Annotated in this window: 13 protein-coding genes; 1 reads left to right on the top strand and 12 read right to left on the bottom strand. The window is 43.3% G+C overall.

Translation table 11 applies throughout. From position 1 onward, the window contains the following. Positions 1-31: 31 nt before the first annotated feature. From CJF29_RS19160 to CJF29_RS19215, 12 genes are all read right to left on the bottom strand, one after another. The gene (locus CJF29_RS19160; protein WP_074556798.1) at positions 32-1,606 is read right to left on the bottom strand and encodes a glycoside hydrolase family 28 protein; all 1,575 of its coding nucleotides are present in this window, start codon (positions 1,604-1,606) and stop codon (positions 32-34) included. A gap of 26 nt (positions 1,607-1,632) precedes the next feature. Next, positions 1,633-4,044, bottom strand: coding sequence for a pectinesterase family protein (locus CJF29_RS19165; protein ID WP_099145989.1), 2,412 nt, complete (start codon positions 4,042-4,044; stop codon positions 1,633-1,635). 41 nt (positions 4,045-4,085) lie between these two features. Then, the gene (locus CJF29_RS19170) at positions 4,086-5,942 is read right to left on the bottom strand and encodes a fimbrillin family protein (protein ID WP_074556800.1); all 1,857 of its coding nucleotides are present in this window, start codon (positions 5,940-5,942) and stop codon (positions 4,086-4,088) included. Positions 5,943-5,998: 56 nt separating this feature from the next. Beyond that, a complete protein-coding gene (locus CJF29_RS19175; protein WP_074556801.1) occupies positions 5,999-7,651 on the bottom strand; it encodes a DUF5123 domain-containing protein in 1,653 nt (550 codons plus the stop codon). Between the two features lie 20 nt (positions 7,652-7,671). Next, entirely contained in the window at positions 7,672-9,573 is a 1,902-nt protein-coding gene (locus CJF29_RS19180; RefSeq protein WP_099145988.1) for a RagB/SusD family nutrient uptake outer membrane protein, read from the bottom strand. Positions 9,574-9,598: 25 nt separating this feature from the next. Beyond that, entirely contained in the window at positions 9,599-12,811 is a 3,213-nt protein-coding gene (locus CJF29_RS19185; protein ID WP_099146001.1) for a SusC/RagA family TonB-linked outer membrane protein, read from the bottom strand. Between the two features lie 44 nt (positions 12,812-12,855). Beyond that, complete coding sequence (locus CJF29_RS19190; protein WP_074556804.1) at positions 12,856-15,243, bottom strand: BACON domain-containing protein; 2,388 nt, start codon at positions 15,241-15,243, stop codon at positions 12,856-12,858. Positions 15,244-15,277: 34 nt separating this feature from the next. Then, positions 15,278-17,083, bottom strand: a complete 1,806-nt coding sequence (locus tag CJF29_RS19195) for a DUF5123 domain-containing protein (protein WP_074556805.1) — start codon at positions 17,081-17,083, stop codon at positions 15,278-15,280. Between the two features lie 12 nt (positions 17,084-17,095). Beyond that, the gene (locus tag CJF29_RS19200) at positions 17,096-17,980 is read right to left on the bottom strand and encodes a hypothetical protein (protein WP_074556806.1); all 885 of its coding nucleotides are present in this window, start codon (positions 17,978-17,980) and stop codon (positions 17,096-17,098) included. Between the two features lie 395 nt (positions 17,981-18,375). Continuing rightward, the gene (locus CJF29_RS19205; RefSeq protein ID WP_099146000.1) at positions 18,376-19,905 is read right to left on the bottom strand and encodes a pectate lyase; all 1,530 of its coding nucleotides are present in this window, start codon (positions 19,903-19,905) and stop codon (positions 18,376-18,378) included. A 118-nt stretch (positions 19,906-20,023) separates the two neighbouring features. Then, positions 20,024-20,842, bottom strand: a complete 819-nt coding sequence (locus tag CJF29_RS19210; protein ID WP_074556808.1) for a LytTR family DNA-binding domain-containing protein — start codon at positions 20,840-20,842, stop codon at positions 20,024-20,026. Positions 20,843-20,845: 3 nt separating this feature from the next. Next, the gene (locus tag CJF29_RS19215; RefSeq protein WP_099145987.1) at positions 20,846-21,640 is read right to left on the bottom strand and encodes a LiaF transmembrane domain-containing protein; all 795 of its coding nucleotides are present in this window, start codon (positions 21,638-21,640) and stop codon (positions 20,846-20,848) included. 346 nt (positions 21,641-21,986) lie between these two features. Here CJF29_RS19215 and CJF29_RS19220 point away from each other — a divergent pair, with 346 nt between their 5' ends. Continuing rightward, complete coding sequence (locus CJF29_RS19220; RefSeq protein WP_004301515.1) at positions 21,987-25,244, top strand: SusC/RagA family TonB-linked outer membrane protein; 3,258 nt, start codon at positions 21,987-21,989, stop codon at positions 25,242-25,244. The last annotated feature ends 3 nt before the right edge of the window (positions 25,245-25,247 follow it).

Consider the following 25,247-nt stretch of genomic DNA (forward strand, 5'->3'; position numbering starts at 1 on the left):
AATAAAAACAGTATAAAAACAGATGATACAGTTAGTTCTTGGTTAGTAACCGCTTCTCTGAAATCGTTCCCAACTCTTTTCCGTTAATGGTAATACCCGTTGTATTTTCTATCTGTATCATAGATTGATCGGGAGTGTCAATTTCTACATTCTCAATGTTGAGCTTTGCCACTTTATTCACTACAATACCCTCTTTAGCACCTGTAACCACCATATTCTTGATGGAAATATTCTCAATCGGCATTTCGGGAAGTCCGTTCAGATACGCTGCCCGTCCTGCTCCCCTGCAAAATACATCCGAGATATAGATGTTTCTGAAAGCAGGCGTCTCCTCACTCACACTCGGAACCGGTTCACCGGGAGCGCTTTTGGCCGCGTAATACAAGTCGGCAATCAAAGCATCATTAGGAATATCAATCATATTTATATTATTGATATAAATATTCTCCACAACACCACCGCGTCCACGGGCACTTTTAAACCGTAATCCGACATCCGTACCGATAAATGAACATTCGGACACATACACGTTTTTCACACCACCGGACATTTCACTGCCAATCACAAATCCGCCATGGCCATGCAAAACGGTGTTGTTTCTCACGATTATATTCTCACAAGGTTCGCCCCTTCTGCGGCCATCCTCGTCTTTGCCCGACTTCAGACAGATAGCATCATCCCCCGCATCAAAGAAACAGTTGGCAATCAATACATTCTTGCATGATTCCACATCCAGCGCGTCACCGTTTTGCGAATACCAGGGATTGAATACCTTTACATCATTCAATATCAAAGATTCGCACGACAAGGGATGCAGACACCAACTCGGAGAGTTTTTGAAGGTCACACCTTCCAGAAGAATCTTTTTGCTCTTCACGATACTTAGCAATACGGGACGCAACCAACTCTTCATATCTTCCCATTCTTCACTCGTGATTTCAGTCCGTTTATCTCCGCTGCCGGCCATGAGAACAGAGGCTTTCAGCGCTCCTTCATTGGGATACCACACCTTGCCGTTCTCATCCACCTTGCCGCCGGAGTTCACCAGATTCTTCCACTGTCTGTCCGTCATTTTATCCTTCTTCACGGGACGCCATTTATCCCCCGCCCCATCAAAAACACCATAACCGGTGATGGCTATGTTCTCCGCATTCATTGCCGAAATAGGCGACTGGCAACGTTTAGCATCCAGTCCTTCAAACGAAGTGGTGATGATCGGATATAACGAAGTATCACTACTAAATACAATCAACGCATTCTTTTCCGCATGCAAATTGACGTTACTCTGCAAAACAATAGGTCCTGTCAGCCACAAGCCTTCCGGAATGACTACCTTGCCACCTCCCTTATCATGCACTGCTTTGATCGCATTATTAATAGCCTCCGTATTCAGCGTCACACCATCACTTTTTGCTCCGAAATCGCAGATATTCACCTGATAATCGGGGAAGACGGGACGCTCTATCGTGGGCATGGAGAAAGGAAGGTCTGCATACATCGCCTTCAAGTCAGTCTCCATATCCACCTGCTTGGCAGTAGTCTGACAAGCACAAAATAGTCCTAAGATGACCGGTGCCAAACCAGCCATTTGATTCAATCTACTCATTGTCTCTTTTTACCTTACATATTTTATTATTTGAACCAAGCCGCATCGGTGTAGCCATCCCAACTCATGATGATTTCACGCGTACCGAAATATTGGTCATACTGTTCCTTACTAAGTTGCAGTATCGTATTGCGCACCGCCGCCGGAATGGATTGGTAAATATCGGAACCCGATTCCGTCTTGCAGTTGTATAATTTACAACCGGTAGCAACAGTAGGCACAGCCGGAGTCAGCGGTTTATTCTCGCCTACAAAGTTGGGTCCATACACATCGGCAAACGTACAATTCAAGAAGGTCAGGTTGTCCGGCTCGAACTGATAAATCAAAGTAGAGTTAGTGACGCCTTCGCCTACCGTGAAACGACTGTTCAGGAATACATATCCCAAGTAACCCGCCCTGACCCGCGCTTGCATTACAGCACGTGTGCCGGTAGGTGCATGGAGCTGGCAATCTTCAAACAGAACGACCTTGCCCGAACCCCAGATAAAATCGGTAGCTCCGGCTATGAAACAATCTTTGAACCAGTTGTAACCGCCACCCGGAAGCAAAGTATCCTGAAAGCTCAAGACACGACAATTGATGAAAGCTGCCGATTTGTTGTTAATATAGAGCGCCTCTGCCTGACCATTTTTGCCCAGCGTCCAACCGTAAGCATTCTCTATCGTCACATTTTCAAAGCGGATTTTATCACTGTTGCCATCCAGTATCACCACCGAACGCCCTCCGGAAGAAGGTACAATAGTGCCCGCAGGAGCAAACTGATCGATATTGGTTCCACCACCTATACCACCGTTAATATCATTGCTGTTATCATATTGGATATTGACAGCGGTATTATCACCGGCATTTCCTTTTATCGTGATATTGCTTTGATCGCGCAAGTAAATAATCTCCTGATAGATACCATCATCCATCCGGAAAGTCTTGGGTGCATCCAAACCGACCTGTGTGGCACAGAAGTCGATGGCACCTTGCAAAGTATAGAAGTCGGCATTGGGGTCGGTATGACTGATCTTCACCTCATAGTTCGGTCCGGTCACAGCTGGCGCAGGCTTGGTTTTGAATGTCCATGCACGACCATATACTCCTTTGAAGTCTGTTTGCTTCACGGCGGCCTGTTCGATGGTTACATAGTATTCGGTATCATGCTGCAAACGTTGTTGATGAGGCTTGATGATGAAGTTGTTACCCTCCACTCTTGCCGGATAGTAGTTGACGATACGGCGACTGACGGAAGAACCCGTAGGCGTGACACCGATAATATCCATCCATGTATTCAGTTTGGTAACCCCGTCCACGATAGACTGTCTGCGTTCTGCCATATTGATTTCGTCTACCAGTTTATGGTCGCTCATACGATAGATACGGATACAACCACTCGTACCAAGTTCGGGTGCAGTGCCTTCAAATGTAATTTTCAGTTCGGTGTCCGCAAGTGCTTGCTGCGTACCGTCGGCAGGTGTGAAGACATATCCTGATACAGGCGTCTTGTCACCTTCGGCCATACCGTCCTCACTGCTTCCATCTTCCCAGGGAGCCGATGAGTTTCCGCCATCCACATTTTCAAGACGTCCCATTTCTACAAAGCCGCTATCGTCTATGTAGAGTGCAAAGGTGTAGCTGTAACCTTTGTGGAACTGCGGCAGCGCAATGTCCAGATTGGTAAATATCCACTCCGTCTCTCTATCGTCCAATACAAAAGACACCTTATAGCTATCCTTCAACGCCGAAGGAAGAATAATAGCCTCGTAGAATCCCGTTGTTGCATTGTGATAAGGGGTGATTGTAGCAACAGAGCTTTCGTCAACCGTCAGTACATCAGTCTGTACGTTGAACGAGGCTTCAGTTTGCATCCCTTCAATACGCACATTGCTGACTTCCAACGGATTCTTTTCCAAATCCACAAATTTCAGAATCACTTTAGCCAAACGATGGCTAAAGTTGAGTGCGATATGAGGTTCGTTCTCCGGGGCATAAATATATTCCTCGTTCGTGGCAGCATACAGTAAGTCACAAGCGGTACTCCCTCTTTCTTGAGCTGCCAATTGCACGGGATAGTTGAAATTGCGTATATCGGCATTGTATGGATAGTATGCCACAAACTTCACCGGTGTTCCGTCATTTTGCACTTTGAGCGGTGTGGTGGAAGCGAAAGAAACCGATGCACCCTCTTCCGAACAAACATAAGGTACATTAGCTGCCTCTGTGGCAGGCTCAAGGGTTTTCATATCCAGCACGTATGCTCCAATCTTGTCCCCATTATTCCACGACGAACCGTCTTGGGTGACGCGAGTTGAGAAACCTGTGAGGTCTACACCGAAGGTAACCTCTCCCGTAGTAGCAGGTTGTTTCGTGCCCGTATCTTGCTCGTCATCCGAACAAGAGAGGCAAAGCAAACCGCCTAACAAGGGATATATTAATGAATGAAATAATTTCATAACTGTATTGTTTAATCAGTTCTACAAAAATAATTCAACGGCTATCGGGCATTCTTATACCAACGCGGATCACCTACTTGAGCATCCATTTTCAGTTTGAAGTTGCCGTTTGCTGCGTTTTCGAAAAGTTCGGCAACAGTCTTGGATGTATCTGTCCAGGCATTCGGGAAAGTGTTGGTATCAATTGCTTTTCCATGTACATTGAGCACTGCTAATTGTCCGGCTTCGGTAGCAGCAGCTGCATAATTACCGGAGAACTCCCGTACATCCATTTTATAACCGATATTAGGATTGCTCGTCACGAAGCAGGCTGAAATATTATTCTTATAGTACAAATTACCATTACCATATCTACTTTCAAAAGGAGTCTTAGCCAAATCTGCCAATGTACAGTTTTCCACCGTGACAACTACACTGTTGGCATCTTTCACATAAATGGCACGTTCTGTCATTTTATAAATGGTAGAGTTGGTGATAGTGATTGCTTTAGAACCATAATAGTTGAAAACGCTTTGCATGTTTACAAATTGGCAGTCGTCGATAAGTACGGCAGAAAGAACGTTTTGTGCCCCATTATCTCCGGTTGACCAGTCACAAACCGTTTTCATATCAGTAAAATTACATTTCTTGAAGTCTACAACGGCATCAGTAGCAAGTTGGGCAGTTTCACTGTTTGTCAGCAAAGCAGTTGAGTTATCGCCTGTTATATCCAAATTGTTCAATGCAATTTTTTGAAGACTGGTGTACTGTATCTGTTTCAGGTTGACTTTCACTTGTTCTTCGGTGTCTCCAATCAACAACAACTCTGTGACAGCTTCGGGCACTACCATTGCATCACTAAAGGTATAGCCGTCCGCATTGGCAGCGAACACTAACGCAGCCTTACCGGAAGCACCGGACAATACCGTAGATAAGTCAGTCTCCGCAGTAATCGCTTTCTGTGCATAGTCGGCAGGTATAGCTTCATTTTCAGATACTTTATCGCCATTACCTTCTTCGTTTCCGCCATCACCCCAAGGTGTGTTACTACCGGAGCCGCCACCTACTTCTCCGCTCGTTTCTTTTCCGACAGTGATATCGAACGTATATTCATTGCCTGCAACAAATTTATCAATCTTGCTGGTTTCGGGCACTGTATACTGATATTTGCCACCATCTGCCAGAATAGTAAGCGACAACTTATTTTTCAACTCTTCAGTAGGCAACATAATACCAATGAAAGACTTATTATCCTTTTTCTGCAAAGCCACAGATTTCTGTGTACCTATATTATTTAATGTACCGTCTATCAGATTAAAAGTAGCCGTAGTGTTTATCCCCCCTACCGTAACACTTGTTACATTCGACACATTTTCATTCGTAATGTTAACACGCAAAAGCACTAACTGATGATGGAAAGTGAACGCCAATCCTCCTGCCAACAATGATTCCGTTGACTGGCTGGCAGCCTTTGCCCACATTAAATCGTGGGCAGAGATACCATTAGACTGATCGCTTATATCTACTTTATAAAGTGCTGCCGTAGCATCAATAACATCCGCAGATGTGGCATGCGGATAATAGGCTACGAAATTTGTAGGCATATCATAGATTGCTATTCCGGGGTCGGACGAGAAATTCACCGTCAGTCCCTCACCAATCGTAGTATATTTCACGTTAAGGGCATCGTTCAATACATTCTTATCTTCTGTATCGAACATATATATACCGATAGCATCGCCGTTCTCCCATTCACTGGTTTCGCTATTCAATCGTGTAGAAAAACGGTCGTTACCCGAACTGATCGTGCGGAGCATTCTTTGACCATCGCCATCAGTAAGAGAATTTTCATTAACTTCACTACAAGCTACTGCCAATGTTCCGGCAACCGCTAAGAAAAATAAATGTTTCAGCTTCATAATATTCTATTTTAATTTTATTCCTAATCATGTAAATTCATACTCTCCACTCTAATTTAAGGTAACCAACGGGTATCACCGGCACGACTACTTACGATCGGAGAAGAAGTATCTTTAATCGTCAAGTCTCCATTAACCGGATCGGCAAACAGTTTGTCTGCTGTAATCTCAAGGTCTGTCGCATTCATCTTGCTGCCCCCCAATGCATAATCTGCTGTGGTATAGTTGTCGGAGAATGTGGTGGTGGTATTAGCACCGATAGCATACAAATCACCGCAAGGAGATGCCAACAGGATGCCCTGCATTACCAATTTGGAACCTACGGCAGATTCAATGTTAATCAAACGTTGGTTACGGCTGTAATTGTAGATAGTCACATTCTTATATTCCAGTTCGATCGGTTTATCCATATAAGGCGCATAGAAGAGGTTACCCCAACCATATCCATTGGTTCCATCATTGTCGTTGCTAAACGTACAGTTGCGGAAAATGGCACGGTCTACCTGGTCATAAGACACTCCGTTATCTTTATCGAAAGACTGAAGATTAAATGTACCATACGCACTTGTTTGCCATCCACAACCTTCGAAACGGCATCCTTCCATTTCCAGATTCATAATATACTTGGCATTAGCTGATTGATGACGCCAGAAACCACGACGAAGACTTATAAAGTCGCAATTTACAAAGCTGACATTCTCTATTGTGTATGCCTTGCTGGTATTCATAAAGTAATTATTGTTTGCTTCATGACGGAATTCGATATTATCGAACTCTAAGCTGGAAAGATAAGAACCTTCTGCAATGCTCCAACTGCCTTCGAGGACAACAACAGGTTTAACACCGTCACGACTGCCCGCCAAACGGAAACCCTTCATCAAAGAGAACGGAGTGACACGATAAGAAGAACCTGCCGGCAAGTAGTATTCCGTACCTTCGGGCACTTCAGGATCGACATCGTTGTCCAATAACATGGCAGATAAATCATCTTCCAAGCCAACTTGTATAGACATAGCCGACGGACCAGCCGTGCGGAATGTTACCTGATTGTAAGGTTTGTCATATTTACGAGGTTTACTGGTATCATACAGATTGACAGCGTATAATGTATTCTTCGTCAATCCGTCTACTTCAGCATATCCCTGCATCATCTCTTCAATGGTCAGATAGCGGCTAACGCCGGGCAGAGTCGTATCCATCATAGGCATAATGCTTATGCTATCCACCGGATTTTGTTTGTTGTCTTTCTTCCAGCGAATGATAGCGGATGATTCCGTAATCTCGGTTTTAGATACATCTTCCACCAGCCTAGCATACTCCGGACGAGCTTCAGTAGAAGCACTGGTGTATTTCCATTGCGAGTTGTTAGTAGCGTTGGCAGCATTACTGCGTACACGAATATAGAAAGTAGTTCCGTAAGGAATATCATCAATAAACACATAAGGATCAGTGGTTTCTATCTCCATAAACAAGCTGGTATAATATTGATCCTGATGTAGTTGTACCGTATAAGAGATAGCATCGTTCACTTGATACCATACCAATGTCACAGAGTTTGCTTTCACCTCCGGTTTCTCCAATACAAACCGGGGCTGGAACAGGTCGTCCACTTTCGTATATTTATCATCTGCCTCGCAGCCTATGAACAGGGTACCGCAAAGGAATGCGGGCAGCATAGCCGTTGCAAGTTTTCGTAATAACTTTATCATAACGTTTGTCTTTTTACTGATTAGTATCCATAATAGTTCCGAATCAATCCGCGATGGTCTGTTATGACCTTTGCCGGATAAGGACACAAGTATCTCACAGGATCGGTAGGTTTCACTAATTGATCGTTGTTCTTGTTGATGAATCCACGGAAACTCCATGAAATGGCATCCAACGTTTCATAAAGCTGTGTTTCTTTGTTCAACACTCTCCATCCCAACGCATACTCCAATACCGTGTAACCGGCAGGGCGACCTACACCCGGACCATATTCGTCAATACCTACAATATCCAATACCTTCCGATCAGAATGTTCGGGATCCGTTACTTGTTTGTAATAGATATTAGACGGTACTTTCTCAATGCCCGGTACGTAAGCCCCGTTAGCTACCAGTCCCCAATTAGTCATTTCATTATAAAGATTATAGATGACTTCACCGTACTTATTCCAACGTGCAAGATCGTATTTACGAATACCTTCACCACCAAATTCCCATTTACGCTCATCCATGACAGCTTGGAAGAAGTCTGTTTCGTTAGTCAGACTCTCTACATAACTTTCTACTTTATCCGTCCATTGAGCCGGATCGAAAGCACGGCGACGAACACGCTTCAGTGCTTCTTTGGCATCGTCACGCGGTCCGTAAAGTTCATTGACTGCTTCAGCATACATCAGCAAAACATCTGCAAAGCGCATACGCACACTATTGATACCGGTATTAGAACCACTGGAAGCACCCAGCGGAGACTGCATATAGAGTTTGGACCATTTCCCGGCACCCATACCGGTCACTCCCATATCAATTTCCTGATTCAGGTCTTTATCATATTTATAAGGTACACAAGTCATGTCACGACGCAAATCATCTTTATCAAACGAATAAACGTAAGTACCGCAGAAAGTCACATAGTTGCGGGCACTGCCGTATGAGTGCTTACCTTCCGCAATGGTAACACCGATGTTATAGCCATAACGGCTGGTGACACTTTTCAGCATCGGAACAGCGAATATGACATCATCGTTGTTGGCAGTCTTCCAGTTACATTCATTCATCCACAAGTTTTCAAAACTTTGAGAAAGGTCGTGTTTGCTTTCCTTGATTACCTTTCCCAGATAAGTGACGGCAATTTCATAATAATGCTCAAAGTTATCGCCACGTTCCATGTAACCTACGTGAGTCACATCCTCTTTGTCGGCACGAAGAGTCCAACCACCGCGATAAAGAGCCAACTGTCCAATAAGCGCTTGGCAATATTCGCGTGAAGCACGTTCTACGCCATAATCCAAATCGACTGCATATTTCATCATCGGTTCTACAGCTATCAAGTCGTCGATCAAATATTCCAGAATGACATTGCGGTCGGTAGTACCCAGGCTGAAGAAATCATCGGTCGCTTCCGTTGGTTTGGTAACAAACACAACATCTCCCCATGTACGGATCAAGTCCAGATAGAGCATGGCACGAAGCGTTTTCACTTCTCCATACATCTGTTGTATTTCGGAGGGAGTATCACCTGCTACTTTATCAGAAAACAACGGTGACTCCTGCACAGCCTGCAAAAAGTCGTTGGCATAATTGATAGCATAATAGATATTGTTCCAGGTAGCGTTCAATACCGACCAGGTGGGACGGGAATCAAAGCAGCCTATATCCGAGCCATTGGTATTGACAGTGTTGTTCTTGAACGAACTCATTTCCACATCAGTATTTGTATTCAAACCGCTAGCAAGGTTACTTCCGTACAATCCGTCTTCCGTCATGGAAGAGTAGATACGGGTCATCAACGCTTTCATCTCCGATTCGCTGGAAAATATGTACTCGGGAGTAAAGCCGGAGGCGGGCTGCACATCAAGAAAATCATCGCAAGACGTCAAAGTGAACATAGTTCCGGCAATGAGTGAGTATATTAGTTTCTTATTCATTGTTCTTTCATTTTATAGATTTCAATTAAAAAGTCAACTGTGCACCAAATGTATAGGTACGGCTACGCGGATAACGGTTATAATCAATGTTCGGTGTCAAACCGGTAGCGATGTTCACCTCCGGATCATAACCGCTATATCCGGTAAGGGTAAACAGATTATTGCCCGATACATAGAAACGCACTTTACTCAAACCGACTTTCTTCGTCCACACACTTGGTAAGGTGTAACCGAGGGTAGCTGAATTAAGACGCAGAAATGAACCGTCTTCCACGGCATACGACATACAGATGGGGCGTCCGATGGAAGTGGGATTCCACATGGTAGCATTCTTATTGAATTCTGCCAGTACTTCCGGACTGTAACGGATCTCATTACCCATGTCGTCGAAGTTACGCCAGCGTTTATCTGAAGCGATGTCCATCAGGAAGTTGTTCTCTTTATTGTCCGCCCAAGTGGTCAGCATAATTTTGTTGGCATTCAGTACATCAAAATCATACATAAAGTTGAAGAACATACTCATATCAAATCCTTTATAAGTAGCATTCAGACCAAAACCTCCCGAGAATTTCGGAGTAGTGTTGCCAATAACAGTACGGTCGGCTTCTGTCAGCTGATAAGGATTGGTGCTGTTGGGATCTACCGGAGTGAGTTTCTTGAACTTGGCATTACCGGGACGCGGAGTGTCGGACAATGGGCTTGAATCTACCACTCCTTCTTTCAGTTTCCATGTTCTGGATTTGGAGTCGAAAGATTCAAAATCGGCTACGGTATAGAATCCATCATTGACATAACCGTAAATCAAACCACTGGTACCACCCACATAGGCACGATAATCATCAGAGTTCACGACATCATTTCTCCAGGCTGAAGTGAGAATCCATTCTTTTTCACCACTTGCCAGTTTATCAATCTTGTTTTTATTATGACCGATATTGAATGTGGCGTTCAGTGAGAAGTCTTTCGTTTCTATCAGCCAGGCATTCAGTTGAAGTTCTATACCCCGATTGGATGTCTGTCCCACATTGGTCATCAGTTTAGTGTAGCCTGTGTAACCTGGAATATCCGAAGGCACCAGCAAATCTTTGACTGTATTCCAGTACACATCAATCGTACCGCTAAGGCGTTCTTTAAAGAAACCGAAGTCAATACCAATGTTACGTGTGATGGTGGTTTCCCATTTCACATCAGGATTGTACACATATTTAGAGTTATAGAAGTTATAGTAATAGTGGCTGACTTCTCCCCATCCGGCAGGACGGGAACTGCTTACCCCATACAATTTCTGATAAAGGTCGGCATCGATGCGGTCGTTACCGGAAGAACCGTAGCTTAATCTCAACTTTAAGTTGGATACGACCTGATTATCTTTCAAAAAGTCTTCGTTAGAGATACGCCATGCCAACGCTCCTGCCGGGAAGAATCCCCAACGGTTACCTTTGGCAAACTTGGAAGAACCATCGGCACGCAGCGTTACCGTAGCGAGGTATTTATCATTATAGCCATAGTTGATACGGCCAAAGAATGAAGAAATACGAGAGGGAGAGGCCGCTGACGAGGAGTTCTCGTAAGGAGTACCCAGCGACAAATTATCAAAGACCTTTTCTGCCGTGATATTTTCCGGAAAAAAACGAGTAGAGTAAGTTTTGGTAGTAGTCTGGTTATGCTTGATTTCCTGTCCCAACATCAGACGGATATCATGTGCTTCTTTTAGCATAAAGTTGTAGTTCCACACGTTGGTAAGCTGCCACTTGGTACCTTGTTTCATGCTCCATTCCGCCACCGGCTGGTTATTGTTGCTACGAGCTTTACTGGTCTCCATACCCCAGAAACGGCGTTGTTCTTCAGAGTTATTCTCGAAACCAAATTCACTACGGAAAGTCATACCCTTCATAATATCCCAGGTCACGGCTCCCATCGTATTGAGCGACTTGTTGATTCTCTTTTTATAATTTCTTTTCGATTCTTCTTTGGGATCAAAAAGAGTTTCTTCTTCCAGTTGATCGGGATCGAAATACGTATCGTCTTCGGGAAGTTTCATATATTCATCCAGACCCTTAGTCGGTTTTTCACGCAAAGCAGTCAACAAACTAACGCCTTCCGTACCGGATCCATCTACTTCCTTATGCAACAAACGCGTGCGGTATTCCAATGTCAGGAATTTAAAAGGTTTGAAGTTGAAAGAAGCGTTCATATTGTTTTGTTTCAGTCCGTTGCCTACCATCACACTCGGTTGGTCCTGATGGATAAAGGATAGTTTATATTTGGCTTTCTCCGTACCGCCATTCACACTAAGGTCTACATATTTGGCCACCGGATTGGAACCGTACACCTCGTCCTGCCAGTCAGTTCCGGCATTTCCCTGATAGATGTAGTGTTCGTAAGCATGTCCATACTTATTATTAAAAGCTGTAGGATTAGAGCTTTTCTGACGCGCATTTTCATATTGCATCAATACAAATTCGTAAGGGTCCATCACATCCAGTTTGTTGGAAAGTTCTTTGGTCTGCACATAAGTGTTCAGGCTAATGACAACCCGTCCTTCAACAGGACGTTTGGTTGTCACCAAGATTACACCGTTGGCACCACGCGCACCATAGATAGCTGTGGAAGCCGCATCTTTCAAGACCTCGATAGATTCAATATCGGTAGGTGGAACATCGTTCAGACTGCTTACTTCAAATCCGTCCAATATGATAAGCGGACTGTTATCTTGTGTAATAGAACCGCCACCACGTACCAAAATCTTAATTTCAGCATCCGGCGAACCGTCTACAGCTGTCACCTGCACACCCGGCAGTTTACCGACGATGGCTTCAGCAGCAGAAGTGGTCTGTACTTTCTCCAATATCTTGCCGGATACGCTGGCGATAGAACCGGTCAGGTTACCTCTTTTCTGCGTACCATAGCCGATTACGACTACGTCGTCCAACATTCCGACAGCTTCTTTCATGTGGATATTAATGTTCGAGGTACGTCCTTTCAACGGTTCTTTTGCTTCTTCCATACCTACATAGCGAACTATCAACACGGCCTTGGCTACATTGGGCACACTGGTCAATGTAAATTTACCATCCAAATCGGTCGTTGCACCTATTGAAGTGCCTTGCACCGTTACTGTGGCACCAATTACCGGCCCCATATCGTCGGTCACCGTACCGGTCACGGTAGCAGTCTGTGCCATAGCACCCACTGCTACCCACAGCAGGATAAATATGCTTATGATTATTTTATTCATCATTCTATGCTTTTATTGTAAATAGATTTATTTGCTCCACACCTTTATTTCTTTTCCATTACTATTCCGCCTTGGTTCTGATAATAGATAATGTGCTGAACCAGGTTGTGGAAATAAACTTCGATGTTCGGATAGCGTCCGTTAGGATCAACCGACGAACTGATTTTTTGTGCATCACTCGGATCGTTAGGATTCAACCCGTAAGCTTCTTCCCAAATATCAGGAATTCCATCACCATCCGTATCAGGCCAAGGATTCAACGACTTCACCTTAATGTAACCTTCAGTATCTGATACTGTATCAATGATACCGGGTTGCTTGGCTTTGCCGTCTTCTTCGGGTTTGGAACCGATATAGGTGTAAGTACCATTCTTTACTTCGCGAACGATACGCTGATCTATCACATCTCTACGCAAAGAAGCTCCGGCATATTCCAATACTTTATCGTAAGCTTGTTCAGCTGTGTGACTGGTCAGTTTGCTGAAAGGTTGGTAATCTGCCATCTTCATAGCTTGCTTTTCTGCTTCAGGAACTGTACCCAGTGAAGAGTCGAATTGTCCCCAAACACCCTCTGTCCAGTTATCAGCCGTGACACCTGTGTTACCTAACACATAATTGCCATTGATATAAGCTCTGGCAGTAGGATCACTTGACAGGATACGGTAAGAACGGTTGTTTGTTCCGGTAGCTGGCCCCGGTTTATAATAGCAGTTGGTCAGGTTGAAAGCAGCATACTTTCCGCCGTAACTGCCTTGTCCTCTTCCACTCCAGTTGTAGTAGACATTATTCCTCACATCGAAATATCCGGTAAAGTCATAAGATTCTTGTGTACCGGGAGCAGACAAATCGGAGATACGCGGGCAGCGGCTACCGTGATGTGCTAACAGTATGTGATGGAAAGAAGCATTATCTCCACTAAACATAGCACCATAACCATGAGCACCCTTGGCATGGTTAGACAGGTTCATACTTTCAGAAGCGATACACCATTGTGCCGTGAAGTTCTGTACGCCATAGAAAGTCAGTGTTTCATCCACACTCCATCCGGCTGTAATATGGTCGATAATGGCATCTTTGAAATAGCGTCCGCCAATCGCATCTTCTCCATAATCGGCAAACTGATCGCCCGGACGGCAACGCAAGAAACGAACAATAGCATTCAGACTGCCACCTGCACCAATAGCCGGATCTTTCGACAGGTTAAAGGTGAAGTTGTAATTCTTCAATGTGATACCGTCGCCCGGTGCGGTCTGACCAATGATACTCAAATTAGGATATTCATTCAGATACAGCCCTCTTTTCAGTTCGATGATACCGGATACATCAAAAATGATGGTACGCGGTTGATTGGATTTCTCAATTCCATAGCGTAAACTGCCCTCAATAGGGGTTTCGTTTTTGTTATAATCTGCCAGCGTGGTCACACGATAGATTTCGCCGCCACGACCACCGGTAGTAAAACGGCCGCCACCTTCGGCACCCGGGAAAGCGAGTATAGAAGTAGAATGATCGTCACCGATGCTTGTATCGGGTTTACCATATTGGAAGATGGTAATTACTTTATCCAACATCTCTACCGTTGCTGTACGTGGGAAGACTGTTTCATTATTTTCGATATTCAATACGACTTCATTGGCAGTAGAGTTTTTCTTATCCTGCGTAATCCAACTCTCGGATATTACAGCATCGTAATCTACCGGGTTTTCTCCTTGCGGAGCCGAGATAACCAGTTTAGGACATTTATAAGGAATGATATACTCATCCTGTTCTATCGTCACCTCACCGCTTACACCGTCTTGTGTCACTTTCAAGACACGTTGCAATGTATAGTCTCCTACGGATTTGAATATCAGGACGGCTGTTCTGGTTTTGTTTGCATTTGCATCTACGGTAAATGTTACTTCATCCGTCACAAAACTGCGGGTTCTGGGAGTTGTTTCCTTCAACTTGATCCAGTCGTACTCTGCTGCTATCTCCAGTTCCCATTCCACATTTGCCACTACCTTGCAGGTGAATGTACCTCCCCGGAATGACAAAGGGTCTGATGAATAATCAAACAAAATATCGGGATCGGCCCCCAGTTGCTCTACGCTAATCTCTTGTTCCAATGTCGAGCCTGCACCCGACATTGATACTTTTACTGTTCCGGTACGCTTGGGACCATCTGTATTCTCGGTAAAAAACAAACGGAGATCACCATTCCCCTCTCCGGAGCTTTTTGATATAGTCAACCAATCGCCTGTCGAGGTCACTTCGGCAGTCCATATAGAGGTAGCCGTTACGTTGATTGTAAACGAACCGTCTACGTTACTCAACTTCACCTCATTCTTCGACACTTCCAGTTTGGCAGCTATTGCACCCGCATTAGATTCGTCGTCCGAACTACATGCGCTCAACAATCCTACCAATAATATGAATAGAAAATATCTCATGTTTTATATCTTTATATTGTTAATACTCTATTGATTATTTAATCCAATGCGGATCACCAATTCCATTTGTATATACTTCGGAGTTTTTATCGGTAATAGTGAAATCTCTACCAGCCACATCTTTGAAGAGTGTTTCCATAGGGAGAGCTGTTTCTACGGGTATTTCAGCGGTATCGACTCCCCAGTTAGCCACTACAAAGCCATTGGTGCGATAGTTGTTCTCAAAAGTCTTGCTGGTAATGTTTCTTGTAGTAAACCAGGTTCCCTGACCGGCTTCACAAACACCGCTAAAGAGATTATTACGGACAATCAGGTTGAATGAAGAAGTATTCTTCGGATTTAAGTCAAAGAAAGTCATTGCAGCAGGAGCCATACTCACGAATGTACAGTTCTCTACTGTTACATTCAGCTCTCCTGTCATACTACCCAAACCTGTTATCAGAGCTCTTGACAGATTATTGGCATGGAACGTAGAATTCTTGAATACAAAGTTGTGTACCGGCGCATCTTTCTTCGTAGAAAGACCGAACAACCCACTTCCACCGGAATTCAAACCTAAGAAACGACAATCTTCTATCACAATATTGTCAGCAATTTGCTTTTGGTCGGCATCTACTTCCTGATACCACATTGTACGTACCAAATCACTGATTTCACAGTTCTTCCAAGAGATAGTGGCTACATGGAAAGCTTGATTCTTAAATTTAAAGAAGTCGGAAGTGGTCACCTTTATTTTCAGATTCTCGAAGTGGAAGGCTTCAATAATAGCATCAGGGCAGTTGATACTCATGTTACCCATCTCCATAAATGCCAATGATTCACCATCACCCGGTGTCTGTCCCATGATATAAAGGGCTTTCGGTATTTCGGTCTGTGTACCTAATTTATAAGTAGCACCCGCTTTCAGGAAAAGTTTCACCTCGTTCACTGAAGCATCTGCCAGCATTGACTTACAGATCGATTCAAGGTTCTCTTCCGGACTTACATATCTGTACCCGTCAGGAATTCTCATCGGAGCTTCCGGATTGATATCTTCTTCGTTCCATCCTTCCGAAGCAATTGTTACAGTGTAATCTTGTATGATCGGTTCATCTACGTTGTTCAGTGCAAACGCCACTTGTACCGTATCATCAGGCAAGATGGGGAATGTGCCATCGATAGCTTTAGATTGGATTACCGTATTATTCTTATCCAGATAGTCGATACGCACGGATACTGTTCCGCCTTCGCTTTGCGTTTGAAACAATACAAAGTCATCGGTGTAGTTCACTCCACCGGTTGTTGTTTCTTTCTCGCGTTGCACATCTGTCGGAGCTTTTACAAAAGTAGCATCTGATAGTTTATATCCTGATATTGGTGAAGAAACGACTGCGCGTAATTTCGAGTAGCTTTTATCCGATTTACGATCGGTAGACTTCAGTCGAAGCACACCTGTACGATTGTACATACGCACAGTAAGCGGTTCGTCGAACGGGGATTTATACGTCACCGGTGCTGAAATGGCATATTTTGTTTTAGCCGTCGGATCCTGATGTATCACAATATCATTCAGATTCTTCGGACTGGGAATAGAATCGGATTGTGTGGTAGAAATAATGTTATAACTCCCATTGGCCAACTGAAAGCGATAAAGCGACGAATAGTTGGCTACATACTCACCATCGGCTGTATAGATAAACAGGGGTTTGTTAGAGGCACCTGTGTTCACCGCCCACGGTTCGTCATCCAGAAACAGTTGTATCTCTTTTACTACCGAAGTGGCATATCGTTCTTCTTCCGAACAAGCTGTTATTCCCAACAGGAGCATTATTCCCGTCAGTGAATAGAATATATTTCTCATATAACTCCTGTTTTAAAATTCTGAAACTTCTATTGTAAACGGTTGAGTGGATGTACTCTTATACATGACTGTGCGTACCGAAGGCCACGGCTCGTCCAAGTAATTCTCATCCGTAATTTTCATATGTACGGTAGAACGCTTGGAAGACTCAAAGCCTATACCGGTATCAAGAGGGCTGATGATGCGATTCACCTCCTCGCCTCCTTTCAGATATACCACATCTATAGATGTTCTGGAATCTCCATTCACTGTGGGAAATGAATAAACCGAAGCCCCAAAGCCGGTAGAAAGATTAGTGGAGATGGTCACATTTTCTGTAATACATTCTTTACTCTTTACTTTATAGCCTATTGCCACATTCGTAAAAGTGACGTTCAGCTGGTCAAAACGAGTGATAGCACTCAATTCCTCCTCCGTCTCTTTCGGCTGGAACACTGCTTGCCCGACTAAACGTTTCAATTCTACGTTGAGCGAACTGACCGAGTTATCTGAAGTAAAGCCTACAATATCCGAAATATAAACCGGCTTTTGAATATGAGCATCCTGATAAACTACCACTTTGGAAAGACTATCTGTATCCACCAGATAATCGGCATTTGCCACGATGAAAGTTTGCAGATTTTCTCCTAAAGGAAGGTCGACTTTTAAATCTCCATTATTTAAAGGGAGATTTTTTCCATACACCATGGAATCTTGCAGGTAGACATAAACACCGACCTCTGTAATTCCATGTTCAGCAAAAGTTTCAAGACTAGCCCTACTGAAAGAAACGCCAACCGGGTGGGTTTCGGGCACATTGGGAAGTTGTTCATTCGGTTGCCATTCATCATCCATTTGCTGTGAACAAGAACAGCAAAGCAGAAGTGACAGAAGAAATAAACTTGCTAGATGTTTCATAAATATTAGTTTATATATAATTTAAAGATATGCAATTATTAAAAGAATAAAAATTCTATGCCCTTTTTCTTTAAAAGGCGGATTCAAGCCTAAGGAGGATTGGCAATTATAAGTGCTGGCTTCATGTTTCTCATTTGTTTAGATTTTCATTGTATATTAATGATGTTTTTCGCTAGAGTGAATTCTTTGTTCTTTCACCAGTGCAAAATTGAGGATTAAGCAAGAGAAGATAGAGTAAGATTTAGTAGAAAAGGAGTAAAAAACGGACTGGGGTAAAAAAGTGCCCCTCTGGTATAGCCATGCACAAAAAAGATATGCCCTTCAAGTGTTATCATAAAACACCTGAAGGGCATATCATCTAAATTCTCCGCATTGAACGGGGAATTGCTGATTAGCTATTTGTTCTGTGCATCGACTATATGTTGCACCAAACTATTCAAATATACCTCAAGATTCGTATATTGTCCATTCGGATCTTTCGTTTTTGTATTTCCATCTACGGGATTATTCGGATCAAGTCCGTTTTTTATTTCCCACTCATCAGGTATGCCATCACCGTCCGAATCTACCGATGCCGAAAGACCTGCTATTGATAATTCCGGCCAGGGAGAATCGCCTGTGTCTTTGGGGCTATTGATAAATCCGGGTTTATTTCCTTCTCCGGTGAAAGTTGCCATTCCTTTCCGGGTGTCGGAAATGATACGTTTGTCTACTTCATCACGATAATTACAGCAACCTGCATAGTTCATTACCTGTTCATAAGCCTTGTCAGCCGAATAAGTAGTGATTACTCCAAAATCAAGAGGTTCTTTCAGACGGATAGATTCTTTGGCATCTTCTGTCCAGAGGAAATCTACTTTTTCATCATTCTTCAACTGGGCATAGACTCCGTTCGTCCAGTTATCGGCAGTAACTTTGTTGTTTTCTTCTATCTTATTTCCATCAATATAGAAAGTTCCCCATTTCTGCAGGTAAGGTTGAAAAGCTAAGTTCTTTTTGGGTTCTCCATCAACGTAAACATAAGCTTGTGGATAAACTCCGACTTTGGCAATACGATATTGCACCTGTTTGGAAGCCTGTTTTGTTGCCGGTCCCGGTTTATAATAGTTATTGACGATATTGACATGCTGATCTTCCCCGCCATAGCAGCCGTTTCCAGCCCAGTTGTAGAAAACATTATTCCGGATATCAACACATTCGCCAAGAGCTAATGTAGAAGGACGAGGGCCCAGACGAGGCACGCGACTCTCACAGTGAGCGATCAGGTTATGGTGATAAGAAGCTTTATGTCCTCCCCAATTGCCTCCATATCCATGTGCTCCTTTTACATGAGTCGCTTTTCTTAATGCTTCAGAGCCAATACACCATTGTACCGTAGAGTTTTCCATACCATAGACGGAAAGACATTCATCCACACTCCAACTGACAGAGCAATGGTCTACCATAATATCTTTCTTATCACAGCCGCCCAATCCATCGGGTTCTTTCCCACTGGCTTCTCCGGGGCGGAAACGAAGAAAACGGATAATTACATTATTAGAATTAATAGAAAAGCCATAATCAGCCAGACAGATTCCTCCGGGAGAAGTCTGTCCTGCAATGGTGAGATGATCTTTCCCTGTTCGTAATTCCGATTTCAGATGAATCGTACCTGCCACATCAAAGACAATTGTTTTAGGTCCATTTTGTTTCAAAGCCCAACGTAAAGTCCCCTGCGAACCATCGTCTTCCAAAGAAGTCACATGATACACTTTACCACCACGGCCGCCTGTCGTGTATCTACCGTGTCCTTCAGCTCCGGGAAAAGAGATCACTCGATCTTCCCGGACGCCTGTCTCCTGTTTTTCGGGTATGTCATAGGAAAAGGACATCATTCCTCCCGCAACCATTGCCAGCAGACAAACATAAACTAATTTTCTTTTCATTTCCTTATTCACATTATTAGATGATGGAAACAAAAGTAGTGGAAGCTTTTCATTCTGACATTCATTTTTTGACCGATATGGGGGAAAAATCAGTTTTTATGATAAGATTGAACAAATTTTAGATCCCCAATCGCTCTTTTAATAACCGGTAACCGGAAAGACTTACTTTTAGTTTCACGCCAGTCTTCAATAACAACTGATAAGTTTCTTTTCCGAAAAGCTCGACCCGCGAAATTTGTGTTACGTTGACAATCGTAGAACGATGCACACGCACAAAAGTATCAGGAGACAGATGGGTCTCAAAATATTTCATAGTTTGTTCTTTCAGATATTCTCCGGTAGGGGTTATCAACATTACATAATCTCCACAGGCTTGTATGTAGATCAGTTCGTCTGTCTTTACCAGATGAATGCGGGAACCGTCTTTCACCGTAATGCGATCTATTAATTCTGTCTGTGGTTCTCCTTGTTGTTCGGTCACAGTTAGCTGATGCGCAGCCAATTCTTTATCCAGTTCCTGATTCTGTACTTCTTCTTTAGTTACGATCAGGCGATACCATAAAGTAATGGCAATCAAGGTTGGCAGTCCGAACAGTAACCGGAAAGGTATTGTCTGCGCAAAAGGAATATAGGATACGCCTACAATCCTCACCATGATATCACAGATCATAAAACTACCCGCCAGCCATAACAGGCTTCCAACGATTATCATGATTATATCCGTCTGGAACAACGAAACAAGACCGACCACAAACCAGGCCAAATAGGCTATGGCTGCCAGCCAACCAATTGTTGCCACTCCATCTACCAGAGCAGGAAGATAGTCGTTTCCGGTATATCCACAGACTAAAGCCACCTGTGTCGCAACCAGAATCAACGCCAGCACCAGCATCGGAATCCAGCGGAATGGATAATCTATTATCGGATGTGCTTTCATACGCTAGTCTTTAACTTCCAAACCTCCGAAAGAAAGCGTTCCACGAATGACCAATATACTCTCCTTGTTTACATTCCCATTTTGCCAGCGTTTGTCATCACATCCTCCAAAGAAAGCATTGCATTTGAACACGACTGTCCAATCCGACGGGACATAAATCTCGACTCCTCCCCAACTGCAATCCAAATCAATATAGGTTTCTCCCGGTGCAATATGGGTATGGCGAAGATCAATAGTCGTCCCCCCGAAAGAGGTACGAATCATGGCTCCTTTAAACAACTCATCAAGTACTACGTGACGTGCAGCTCCCCAGACATTCTCCGAACGCAAAAAGCCATCTACTGATTCCGATTGTTGTTGCTCACTCTCAAAGTTCATGCCGGGTCTACCCTGATGCATCTTCATCCATTGCCGACGATGTTCCATTGTATGCTGACGAGCCCATTGCGCCCTCTTATTTCTGCCGGGTTTGAAGATAAATAAAACACCTGCTATTATCAGAGCGAGGGGCCACACCATTGCCTGTGAATTTTCCGGTAACCAGGAAAGTCCTCCTATCAGAAAATAGACACCCGCCAGAAAAAGGATGATTCCACCGATGAAATGGCGGCGAATCATTGCATATATACCTAATAATATAAGGAGTGAATGCCAGGATACGATCAAATCAAATACTTCTGAAGTTATCCATCCCATATTACGGGCAAACAGTAGAATCCCGGAAAGGATAAAAAGCAAAGCTATCAGTATTTTACCGGAAAAGCCTGTAGCACGGGGAAAATTTTGTTTCTCTTCCATTGTTTCTATTATTAATTGATTAATGGTTCAAAGATACATCATTTCCCTATGCTTCCACAGGCTTTTCAGTTGATTTACGGTATAAATTCCGATGAATGCCGGATAAAAACCGGTGAAAAAATCAATTTATAAATCTCTGATTCGTATATTTGCCGGCCTTTAGAACACAAATAACACCCTTCAAAGCTAATAACTACACCTCGCAACAAACTAAAAAACAAAAAATACGAGGTGAAAAACAAATATTGCACATCACTATATCTTCATTCTCATACTTTTGTAGCGATGAATGAACTCTCATCGGGATTTTTATGAAATATCAAACAACAACCATTAATTAATAAACATGCAAAGAATGTCTAACAAAGTGAAAAACATGCGCTCCTTATTGCTAATACTATTTTCAGCAATATCGCTTAGCGTATCTGCGCAAACGATTACCGTAAAAGGTAACGTGAAAGACACCAGCGGAGAGCCTGTTATTGGAGCCTCTGTTGTAGAAAAAGGTAATACTACCAATGGTACGATTACAGATTTAGATGGTAATTTTTCTATTAAAGTTGATGGCAAAAAAACATTGGTTATTTCATACATAGGTATGAAAACTCAAGAAGTAGCCGTTCAAGGTAGAAAAACAATTAATGTACAAATGGTCGACGACTCGAAAGCTTTGGACGAAGTCGTAGTAATTGGTTACGGTACGGTCAATAAAAGAGATTTAACCGGTTCTGTAGCCTCTGTTAGTGCCAAAGACTTAGCGGCTATACCAGTAGCAAGTGCATCTGAAGCCCTTACCGGTAAACTTGCCGGAGTTAGTGTTACTACTACTGAAGGTTCTCCCGATGCAGATATAAAGATCCGTGTTCGCGGTGGTGGTTCACTATCACAGGATAACTCTCCTTTATATATTGTAGATGGTTTCCCTGTTTCAAGTATTAGTGATATCGCTCCCTCGGAAATTCAAAGCATCGACGTATTGAAAGATGCTTCTTCCACAGCCATTTATGGTGCCCGTGGTGCAAATGGTGTAATCATCATTACTACCAAGAGCGGAAAAGAAGGTAAAACGCAAGTAGACTTCGGTGCTTCTTTCGGTTTTAAACAGGTAACCAAACTGACTGAAGTCTTGAGTCCTTACGATTTCGTTGCTTATCAGCGTGAAATCGGTTCTCTGGATTATGGAAACTTTGCCGATATGGATATCTGGCGTTCTATTGATGGTACCGATTACCAAGACGAGATGTTCGGACGTACTGGAAACCAGCAACAATATAACATTAATGTAAGTGGCGGAACCAAGCAAATGACTTATAGTGTCAGCTATGCCCATAATGAAGAAAAAAGTATCATGCTTAATTCCGGCTTCAAAAAAGACAATGTAAATGCAAAAATTAAATCAGAACTGAATAAATGGATGACACTGGACTTTAACGCCCGGTTAAGTTACTCTACCATTGACGGTTTAGGTGGTGGTGCTGATACCAATGAATCCAATGCTGCCAATTCAACCGTGGCTAATGCTACCGTATTCCGTCCGGTTGATTCACTTAAATACAGTGATGACGACGAAGAAAACAGTTCGGCACAACAGAAATCTCCATTGGAACGTCTGCTTGCAACAGATAAAACCCGCAATACTTTCAACCAGAACTACAATGTAGGTTTAAACTGGAAACCATTCAAGAACTGGACATTCCGTTCCGAATTCGGATATGGATGGAAGTTTGACGATACAGAACAGTATTGGGGAGTAGATGCAGTATCTAATTCTAAATATGGATATAACGGTCAGCCACAAGCCTACCTGTTGAGAGAAAAGACGATGAGCTGGCGTAATGCCAACACATTGACCTATGATAACAAAAAACTGTTCAAAGGTCGTGATAAACTCAATGTATTGATCGGACATGAAGTAAGCAGCAGCCAAAGGAAATCAATAGAAAATGTATCTGTAGCTTTCCCTGTTACTATGAATTTCGATGATATGAAAGCAAATATGGGTTCGGGCAAAGCTTTAGCCAACCAATCTACCATTGCTGCAAAAGAAAACATATTATCATTCTTTGGTCGTGTGAACTATACTATGATGGATAAATACTTGCTTGCTGTTACAGTACGTGCAGACGGTTCGAGCAAGTTCGGTTCCGGAAATCGTTGGGGTGTTTTCCCGTCAGCAGCTTTGGCATGGCGTATCTCTGACGAGGCTTTCATGAGTAACACTCAAGACTGGCTGTCAGCTTTGAAACTACGTTTAAGCTTCGGTACTGCCGGTAACAACCGTATCAATTCCGGTTTGCTTTCCACCACTTACTCTTTGGGAGGTAATGATGCACGCAATCCTTTCTTCAACGGAGAAAGCACTACCATGTTGGAACATGGAACGAACTTATACAACCCCGATTTGAAGTGGGAAACAACAGTAACCCGTAACATCGGTATTGACTATGGATTCTGGAACAATCGTATCTCCGGTGCTATCGACTTTTACTGGAATACAACCAGAGACTTATTGATGCGTACTGAAATTCCTTCTCTCTCCGGATATAACTATCAGTACAAGAACTTCGGACAGACATCCAATAAAGGTGTAGAATTGTCTGTTAGTGCTGTTTTATTTGATAAAAAGAATTTCTCTTTGAACTTCAATGCCAACATTGCTTACAACCGCAACCGCATTGATAAACTGAATACAGACTCTCCCTGGCAAAGTAGTAACTGGTCAGGTAGTACAATGGCCAAATACGAAGACTTCCGCGTAGAGAAAGGCGGACGTTTGGGTGAAGTTTGGGGATACAAGACAAACGGTTATTATACCGTATATGATCCTGTCACCAACCCTACCGGCGAACTGGTTTGGGCAGGTAGCGAATGGGGATTAAAAGACGGAATGCAAGATAACAGTCCTACTATCACCGGTGGTAAATACTATCCGGGTGGTTTGAAACTGGAATGTGATAAAGATGGTAACCCTCTCAAACAACGTTTGGGTAACACTATCGCTCCTACAACCGGTGGTTTTGGATTCGATGGTCGCGTAGGTAATTTCGACTTCAATGTATTCTTCAACTACTCTCTCGGAAATGTAATTGTCAATGGAACAAAACTGGCAGCTTCTTTCCGTTCAGGTTCAAGAACCGGTTATAACTTAAACAATGATTTCAGACTGTCTAACCGTTACACATGGATTGATCCGGAAACTGGTTTGAACCTGTCGTCCAGCTCTACAGATGTCCTTAATACCTATGGAGACATGACAACAGCAGGATTACGTCTGAATGAAATAAACGCTAACGCCAATATGTACAATCCGGCCAGCGCTACTACCATGCAGCTGACTGATTATGCAGTAGAAAAAGCCTCATTCCTGCGTTTGAATAACATCACTATCGGATACTCTCTTCCAAAAACAATTGTAAGGAGAGCGTTTATGCAGAATGTGAGAATCTATCTGACAGGATATAACCTGTTCTGTTGGACTAACTACAGCGGAGCAGACCCTGAAGTCGATACAAGCAGTAAGAAAAATGCGATGACTCCGGGCATAGATTACGCCGCTTATCCTAAGAGCCGCACATTTGTGGGTGGTATTAACGTTACATTCTAATTA

The organism is Bacteroides celer (assembly GCF_002632415.2).
GTDB lineage: Bacteria > Bacteroidota > Bacteroidia > Bacteroidales > Bacteroidaceae > Bacteroides.